General features: G+C 60.9%; 5 protein-coding genes. 1 reads left to right on the top strand and 4 read right to left on the bottom strand.

Annotated features, from left to right (window positions below; genetic code table 11):
* Positions 1–28: 28 nt before the first annotated feature.
* The gene (locus DD1DGNOD_RS00460) at positions 29–1,819 is read left to right on the top strand and encodes a tetratricopeptide repeat protein (RefSeq protein ID WP_131768693.1); all 1,791 of its coding nucleotides are present in this window, start codon (positions 29–31) and stop codon (positions 1,817–1,819) included.
* 613 nt (positions 1,820–2,432) lie between these two features.
* On the opposite strand, the gene DD1DGNOD_RS00455 is transcribed toward DD1DGNOD_RS00460, so the two are convergent.
* The 4 genes from DD1DGNOD_RS00455 to DD1DGNOD_RS00440 all read right to left on the bottom strand — a co-directional run bounded on the left by DD1DGNOD_RS00455 (position 2,433) and on the right by DD1DGNOD_RS00440 (position 6,952).
* Positions 2,433–3,818 carry a hypothetical protein gene (locus DD1DGNOD_RS00455; protein WP_131768694.1) on the bottom strand — a complete coding sequence of 462 codons (1,386 nt, stop codon included), beginning with the start codon at positions 3,816–3,818 and terminating at the stop codon, positions 2,433–2,435.
* Positions 3,819–4,277: 459 nt separating this feature from the next.
* On the bottom strand, positions 4,278–4,595 hold the full coding sequence (locus tag DD1DGNOD_RS00450; protein WP_131768695.1) for a helix-turn-helix domain-containing protein: 318 nt from the start codon (positions 4,593–4,595) through the stop codon (positions 4,278–4,280).
* Positions 4,592–4,957: a type II toxin-antitoxin system RelE/ParE family toxin gene (locus DD1DGNOD_RS00445; protein ID WP_131768696.1), complete on the bottom strand. Its 366-nt coding sequence runs from the start codon at positions 4,955–4,957 to the stop codon at positions 4,592–4,594. Before DD1DGNOD_RS00445 ends, DD1DGNOD_RS00450 begins: the two co-directional genes overlap by 4 nt.
* 147 nt (positions 4,958–5,104) lie before the next feature.
* Positions 5,105–6,952 (bottom strand): IS481 family transposase, encoded by a 1,848-nt coding sequence (locus DD1DGNOD_RS00440; RefSeq protein ID WP_131768697.1) that lies wholly within the window; start codon positions 6,950–6,952, stop codon positions 5,105–5,107.
* Positions 6,953–7,299: the final 347 nt, after the last annotated feature.

Below are 7,299 nucleotides of genomic sequence, written 5' to 3'. Positions count from 1 at the left end.
CCGCAGCTCAGCTGCGTAGAGCCACTATATGGCGTGCGAAGGGTTAACCGCTGATGACTATCTTCACCGACTTGCGAAGGCACCGCTGCCAACTCTTGATCTCGGAAAAGACTCCAACCACGGCGAATCTCTCCTGAAGGTCCTCAATCTATCGCTGGGCAAGGTGCGCGCCACCGACCGCCTAGCGAATGATTTGCTCGCACTCCTCGCGCAATTTGGTGACGCCCCCGTTCCTGAGGAAATTTTTGACGAACCGCGAACTATATTTCCGATTCTACACTGTCGCAGAGGTCAACAAGACTCGCGCCGCGCAAAACATAAGCGGGCGAAACTTAGCGCGGCCTCATTCGCATTGCACGACAAGTTCAGGGATCCGATCGACAGAGACAGTGCGGTTCGTGTACTTCACCGATACTCTCTCGTCCGACGAGAACAGCATGGATTTGTAATACACTCACTGGTCGCCCGAGTCATCCGCGACCAGCAAAAATCTTGGGACGCGGAGTTTTATCCTCTCGCAGCAATGGGTCTAGTAATGCCAAAGTTGATGCGTTGGCACGCGGATCCGAGTTCTGTAGACCCCGTGCTCGCGCACCTGCAATCCATCGCCGATCGAGCAAATCTGCTTAATTATGATTCTCCTGCCTTCTCGGCAATATATTCAGTATTGGGGCGCCGCCTAAGTCAGCTTGGTTTTCATGACCGTGCACTACTAAATTCAAATATAGCCGTAACGCTTGCCGATCGTTTGGCTCCCATCTCAGCTGACTATCGCGGAATGTATGTACAGGCTCGAGTAATGCACGTAATGGTTCTTGTCTCGGTCGGTGAACCGCAGGAAGCAGCTCGGCAAATGCGTGAGATTATTGATCGCACTCGGCGAGCCTATAACCACGAGTCGATGCACTTCTTTTACCGGATTCTAGCAAGTGCGCAGCTGAGAGCGCGTGATCCTATCGCAGCTGAGGCGACCCTGGCGGAGCTTGATTCTTACGTTGCAGGCTCTAGAGAACCGCTGGCTGATATTGAGCGCATTGAAGTTCTGGTGCTGAGGGCTTGGGTACTGCGGCTGACCGGAAAGTCTCGCTCCGCCCTAAAGCTGATGAGAGACGCTCGGTCGCTAGCTGGCGAAGCCGGAGCCAGCGACTTTGATGAGGTAAGTATACTTCGAGAAGAAGGTAGTTTAGAGCGTGAGATCGGCGACCTGACCGGGGCAATTAGAACTCAAAAGCTTCTGATCGGGCGCCTTGAAGATCGAAACATCGGAATCGATCTAGACCTCCTACTCTCAGTGGATCACCTGGCGAATCTTGAGATCGAGGCTGGGCTGCTTGATGCATCGGAGGAGACCTGCGGACGAGCGGCTGAACTGGCGCGTTCCCTGCTCGGAGAAAAGCACATCTATTACGGCCAAATTCTCACAACGCGCGGTCGCCTGGAACTTGTCCGAGGTCAACACGCGCATGCAATTCGGGATCTTACGGCAGGTATTTCCCGTATCGAAGCGGGGGCGCAGTCACCCGTTGACTTGGCGCCCGCATATTTTCACCTTGCACGAGGATATACTGAAGTCGGTCAGTTCTCCGAAGCGGTCGACGCAGCGAAAAAATGCCTCGAAATTGATACACGGCAATACGGAGAAAACCACTGGGAGATTGCAGAAGATCTTATTATGTTGGCGCACATACACCTTCGAGTCGGAAATTTGAGCGCCGCGAGAGAATGTGTCCTAAGGTGCCGTGACATCCCACTTCCTAGCGAAGGACGTTCCGACCTGCGTAGTCTTGTAAGTTCGATGCTATTCGCGTTCGAGCAATAGGCCGCATCTGTAGGTAAAACCTCAATCTTCGGAATTGCTAACAGTTTCACATGCTGAGTCACCCGTCGTCGATCCGTAATATTTTCGTCTAGCCGCGCCAGCGGAGTTGTGCGGACGCTGGCCGCCTATCTCGAGGCCTGGCCGGACGTGGCGACGTAGCGTAGGAAGCATTAACGGAGCAGCAAGCCGCTTATCAAGTTCGGCGACGGCAGGCGGAGGGCGGCGTGCGCCGGTGCGGCAGCCAAGATGGCAGCCAGGCCGGCGAACCACCGTGGACGAGTATGGGTGTCCACGGAATCTGAAACGCCCATGACCTGCACCGACGGACGTCTGTGAACGTCCACGGACACTCGGCCGATGATCTCATAATCCGCCGGTCGGCTCCGCCCGCAACGCTACGTAACCGCCACTTGGAGCGCTGACCAAGGACGATGCTGCCGCGCTGCTTCCGCTCCTCGGTGCTGCAGCGTCCGCGGTCCGGATCAGATTGCCGTCGAATGACACCACAACCGAATAGACCACTCGCCGATAATGGCCTGGAAACGATTTTGTTCATCTCGACCAAGACGCGACAACCTGCTGGGACGCAGTCGTCCGGCAGCGGTGGCGGCCGCTAAGTTCGCTCTCGCGACACCCCGTGGAGTCGGGAAGTAATGCTTTCTGTATCCCAGTCTAGCCAATCGTCTGTCAGTAAGCATGTTAGCGCAAGGGAAAAATCGTCGGTCGACGGAACTACCAAGATCCGATTATTTATTCTCTCGAGTTTTACTGGCTTCCGACAGCGGTTCAAAAGAGCATCGAGAGTGTCTATTTTACTTCGCCTCCCGGCAAGCCGTTCGAGCCAAGTATCGGGCTCTTCGAGGTAGACGTACGACGGCGGAGCGTTGAACACGTCGACAGGCACACCGCCCTGGGAGTTGATAATTCGACGGGCCTCGTCAAATGCCGACATCGATGTACGGGTCAAGGGCTCCCACGATTCTTGGTGCCGCGCGAGCGCTGCCGCCGCCAAGTGCGCCAACCAGAGCGCCGTGGGAACGAGGTATTCCCAGTGGACGCCGTGGTCTTGCTCACCGCACATTATGGACTTCAGGTCCCCTATCAACCATTCCAGTGAACGTGGAGAGTCAGCTGCAACGAGACCGGCTATCGCATAGACGAGGGGAATAGCCCCGAGCATCAATTGATCATAATCACGAGAAAGATCCATATATGGGCCGAGAGTCCGCAGCGATAGGCGCGAACTCTCCTGCCACCTTTCCAGCATGGCCGCTCCTTGCTCATCTCCGACCTCTCCGGCGGCCACGCGGAGGCAGATTTCCATTAATCCCGAGACCGCGTCACCGACGAAGGTGCCGTAGCCTTCATCTTCGAATGTACCCGCAGATTCAATTTTTGTCAGCCTATTAAGGTAGATAGATCGCAATTCCGCCTCCCGCAGGGCGAGCGTTGCATACTCACGCAGATAGTTGCACCTGAACTCAAGGCGCTCGACTCTGGCAAAGATATCCGGCAGACTAACCCTAGCCCACGGTTTGCGGCTCAATGCTTCGCGAATCGCGCCGACGGACAAATTCCTCCTTATCCGTCGATGCTGTGCAAGTACGTCGGCGACCAGGTCGTCAGATGATCCAGGGGTGTTCAGGCGGTAGACACGGTAGTTGTAAGTCCCCCAGTTCCGGCGAAGGCGATCAATTCTCTTGTTATCATCACCTCCACCAAGGAGGAGATGGAAGAAGAACAGAGGCTTTGGCAGCTCGTCGACGTCCTGACCCAACACTTTTAGTACGTTATTCGCCATCCCCGCGCTTGCGCTTGATTCAACTTCAAAGATCATCAATGCAACGTCTGAATAGTCTGCTGCAAACCAAGCAACATCGACCGCCGCGCCATCGCTGTCAATTGGGTGCTCCGCTTTCACGGTGTACCCCAGAGAATTTCCAAGTGCAGAAAGGCCGTCTATTACGCTTCGCCCTTCGGGCAACTTATGGAGAGCCACATCCTCCGCCTCTTGCGTTGAAAAACAAATTCTATACTGCTGGGACGTCCGCCGAACAGGGGTGCTGGCGGCGTGCGGCTCCCGGAAACCGATAGATGCTCCGGAGCAGACTGCGGATCGGCACGAAGGCCCGGGCTCGACACTCCGTAACCGCCGTCCGGTGCCCGGCCGTACGGCAGTTGTACTACAACGGGGACGGAGCTCGGTGGACGGCGGTAGACGTCGCCGACGCGGTGACCTGCACCGGCGGATGCTGGCGGACGTCCGTGGACCGGGTGCCGAGGGCTACGGATCAAGAGGTTGGGGGTTCGAGTCCCTCCGAGCGCACGTCAGGTTGAGACAGGTCAGAGCCCCGTAACCGATCACCGGTACGGGGCTCTTTCCGTCCTATTGGAGCAGCAGGTGCAGCAACGTACCTCGCAGGCCGTGCCGTCGGCTGCATTGCGGCGACGGAGCGGTTCAAGCGATCGCGGCGATGTCCCCATCGTCGAAGTAGATTGCCTGGTGCAGCCGCCCACCGAGAGCAGCGGCGTATCTGGCAACCACGTCTTGCCCGAAGACCGAGCCCTGCTCGATCTGTGAGATCCGGCCCTTGGTCACACCCATCCGCTCAGCCACCTGCTGCTGGGTCAGTCCCCGCGCACGACGTACCTCGGCAAGCCGGTGACCCACCGCTACCGCAAGAAGCTCCTGCTTGCCAGCGGCAACCGCATCCTCCCCCCCAGCCCGGGCGACCTGCTCGACGCGGATATCGGACCACCGTACGTAACCACTCATCGCCGATCACCCTCCTCCTGGGCACGTTCCACCAGATAGGTCTTGTAGCGCTGTTCCGCCAGTGGGATCGCCTCGGCGTACCAGACGTTCCACTGCCCGGCCTTATCTCCGGCGACAAGCAGGATGCTCGAACGCCATGGATCGAAGCAGAACAAGATCCGCACCGTACCCGGTCTGAGCTCCTTCAGGTTCGGCAGTGACGAACCGCTGATCGTGTCGACCAGCGGTCTCCCCAGCCCAGGGCCGGCCTCCGCGAGCAGGTCGATCGCCTGAACAACCCGCGCGTGCGTAGCAGCGTCCAGACCGTCGATCCAGTCGCGAACCTCGTTGACGAGGTAGACGTCCCATTGCCGCCCATCCATCCGACAAGTATAGCTCCCGCTAAACTATGGCACTGCGAAGAGCGCGACGACATCGCCGAGACGGCCGATCACGACCCCTTGACGGGCGACGACATAGAAGATCATTCACTCCACAGGTAGCAAGCACGCGGGTGTCGCTGTATGGGCTCAGAAGATGCTTGACGTTTTGTCGTCAGGAGATGCTTGACGCTCGGCTGGGTTGGCGCCGGCGCCGGTGACGTGGAACCGGGTGATCGGGGCGGTGCTTCGGCGCGGGCGGACGGCGATCTCTTCCTCGCCGTGGAGGATGCGTAGGTGGGTGTCCTCGATGACGACGGTGACGATCTTCCCGCGGTGGGCAAGGCCGAGTTTGATGTTCTGGCCGGCGACCATGATGCGTCCGCTGGCGTGGACTTTGCGTTGCGCGCGAAGGGACCCGGCCGGTAGTGGGGGCGGTGGTAGCGGGGTAGCTGGTGTCCGGGCGCCGCGAAGCCGGCCGATTGTGTCGGTGGTAATCGGGCAGGGCCAGGTGCCGATCAGGGTGTTGTCTGCGATGGCGTGCAGGAGGTGGCCGTCCAGGCGCAGGGTGACGCGGCGTCCGGCCCAGGTGAACCCGACGAGGTGCTGGGTTCCGCCGATCGCGACCAGGCCGTCTTTGTTGACGGCGCGGTCGATCTCGACGGCCTGCCCGGGCTCGAGGACCGCGGTGCCGTTGGCGCGGCGCAGTGCCGGCCGTTCGGGTGCTGGCCCGGCGGGTCTCGCGCCGCGCATGGCCAGGTAGCGCAGGTCCTCGGGCAGCAGCCGGGAAGCGACGGTGCGGATCACATGGCCGTCGCAGCTGAGGTGGATGCTGCGCAGGTCGGCCCAGACGGTGACGGTGCGACCGGCCATGCTGTGGTGCAGCGAGACGAACTGGCGCTCTGAGCGGATCGTAATGTTGCCCGCGGGAGGAATCCGGACCTCGAACTCGACGGCGGCGCCGTCGCTGATCGGACCGGCCGGCGGTTCGATTACCCCGATCACCAGCGAGGACGGTGCGAGCTCGACCGGCTCTGGGACGGGCGTGGAGGAGACCGTGTCGAGGCGGGTCGGCCCGTTGGGGCGGAACAGGCTGGCGGGAACCGCCATGTCCAACGCCTGGTGCGGGCGCTGCTGGTTATAGCTGGTGATCCAGGCGTCGATGGCGTCCTGGGCGACGGTGATCGAAGCGAACGGGGCGACGTGGTCGAGGAACTCGGCGCGTAGCGTCTTATGGAACCGCTCGATCTTCCCGGTCGTGGTCGGTGACCGCGGCTTGGTCAGGCGCTGTTTGATGCCGTTGTCGTGGCAGACCTTCTCGAACAACACCTGGACCGGCATCGGCTTGAGGTGGCGGCCGGTGAACTGCCCGCCGTTGTCGGTCAACACCTCCGAGGGCACACCGTAGCGGCGCATCGCCGCGGTGAACGCCTCGGCGACTTCCCGCGCGGACGGAGTGACGAGCACGGCGGCGATCACGACGAACCGGGAATGGTCGTCGATCCCGGTCAGCAGCTTGCACTCGCGGCCCTCGGCCAGCGGCACGCCACCGACGATGTCGAGCTGCCACAGATGCATCGGCGTCTCGCGCTGCCACCGCTTGTACTTCCGTTTGTGCTCCTGGGCCTGCGGGTCGATCATCCCGTTGCGGGTCAGCACCCGATGCACCGTCGCCCGCGACGGCGCCGTCGCGAGGTCGCGGCCTGCCAGCTCGTGGCAAATCCGGCGCGCTCCCCACCGCGGATGCTCACGACGCAGCTGGCAGATCAACGCCTCCACCTCAGCACCCAGTTTCGTCGGGCTCGTGCGCGGACGCCGGGAACGGTCCCCCAGCCCCGCCTTCCCCTCGGCCGTGAACCGCCGCCGCCACGTGTCCAGCGACTGCCGCGACGTGCCATACCGGACTGCGACCTCACCGATCGGCGAGCCACCCAACACCTCGCACACCGCCCGGTACCGGTACTCGACCGTCGCCTGCTGATCCACAAAACCGCCCATTCCGCCACCAACAACCGGCAGAACAAGATCACGGACGGAGGATCGCCGTCAAGCATGCGCTGAGGACGAACCGTCAAGGATGTCCTGAGCCCTCACATTGACACGCGGGATCCTGACAGCCAAGTTGACAGCCAAGGCGGCGGACGGAGGTGGACGCTGGCGGATGCCCGTGGACAGAGCGCACCAGATCAGTCGGCAGGGCGGACGTCCACGGACATCAGCGGAAGATCCAGATCTAACTACGGATCAAGAGGTTGGGGGTTCGAGTCCCTCCGAGCGCACGCTGGTTGAGGCAGGTCAGAGCCCCGCAGCCGATCACACGGCGCGGGGCTCTGGGCTTTCTCGAC

This window comes from Candidatus Protofrankia californiensis (genome assembly GCF_900634765.1).
Classification (GTDB): domain Bacteria; phylum Actinomycetota; class Actinomycetes; order Frankiales; family Frankiaceae; genus Protofrankia; species Protofrankia californiensis.
Note: the sequence above shows the minus strand (reverse complement) of the source record. Positions and strands in the feature narration are given on the sequence as shown.